This window comes from Novosphingobium sp. MBES04 (assembly GCF_000813185.1).
Taxonomy (GTDB): domain Bacteria; phylum Pseudomonadota; class Alphaproteobacteria; order Sphingomonadales; family Sphingomonadaceae; genus Novosphingobium; species Novosphingobium decolorationis.
The window spans coordinates 1-1,160 of the sequence record NZ_DF850506.1 but is presented as its reverse complement, the minus strand read 5'-3'; the positions used below and the strand labels follow the sequence as shown (position 1 = coordinate 1,160).

Annotated in this window: 1 protein-coding gene; it reads left to right on the top strand. The window is 65.7% G+C overall.

What is annotated here, in order from left to right; translation table 11 throughout:
• Nucleotides 1-325 precede the first annotated feature (325 nt).
• A partial coding sequence (locus tag MBENS4_RS23675; RefSeq protein WP_159108127.1) for a 3',5'-cyclic-nucleotide phosphodiesterase occupies nucleotides 326-1,160 on the top strand: 835 nt, incomplete at its 3' end.

Sequence of the window (1,160 nt, the reverse complement as noted above, 5' to 3'; positions counted from 1 at the left end):
CACGTCGCGGATCTTCTCGGGGCGGCGCTGCGCCGTCACGACGATGTCCCCGCCGGTGGTTTCGCCGATGTTCGCGATGGACGGCGAACCTGCCTCCTGGGCGATGGCCGGAACAGTGCTCGAAAGCAGCATGGCCACGCCGCTCAGCAGGTATGTCTTGATTTTCACGATGCCCCTAAACTCCAATGAAATACGCTACCCCGCAGGGGACGCAGCCCCTGCAAGGATTGGTTTAAATATATGTAAATGCGGCTATTATGAGGGCTTCGTGACAGTTTCGCGTACCTGAGCCACGATGGCTCTCAGCGCCAGGAGGAGACACGCCATGCCGGCATTCGGGATGGAAGGAAATGCCGGGAGGCGGGCGTGGCGGGGACCTCTGGCCGGGCTGGCGGTGTGGGCGCTGGCGAGCCCGGGGATGGCCATGCCTGCGCGCAGCGCTGCATTCGATATTGTCCCGCTCGGGGTCGAAGGCGGGCTTGTGGAAGGGGCCACCACGGCCTGGTATGTGGCGGCGCACGCGGCGAAGACCGGGCTGGCCTGCGATGCCGGAACACTGGTTCCGGGCATTCGCGCCGGGCGTGATCACGGGGCCTTTCCAAAGGGCGAGGACGATGGGACCATCCTGCACGAACGTATCCGCGCCTATGCGATCACCCATGCGCATCTCGATCACGTGGCGGGCATGGTGATGGCCTCGCCCGACGACAGCGCCAAGCCGATCTTTGCGTTGGGGCCGGTCAATGCCGCGCTGGCCCAAGACTATTTCAACTGGAGCGCCTGGCCCAACATGGGCGACAGGGGCCCGGCACCGCAACTGGGACACTACACCTACCGCGACCTGTCTCCCGGGAGCCGCGCGCAGGAGGTGGAGGGAACGGATCTTGCCCTGCGCGCCTTTCCGCTCGCGCACGGGGGCGTGCTATCCACGGCCTTCCTGGTCCAGAGCGGGCCGGACGCGATCCTGTGCATGGGGGACACGGGGCCCGATGCAGTGGAAGGCAGTGACCGGCTCGACCAACTTTGGCAGGCCGTTGCCCCGCTTGTCCGGGCCGGGCATCTGCGAGCCATTCTGGTGGAGACGTCCTATACCAATGCGCGGCGGGACGAAGAGCTCTTCGGGCATCTTACCCCGCGTTGGCTCAACCGCGAACTGGAGC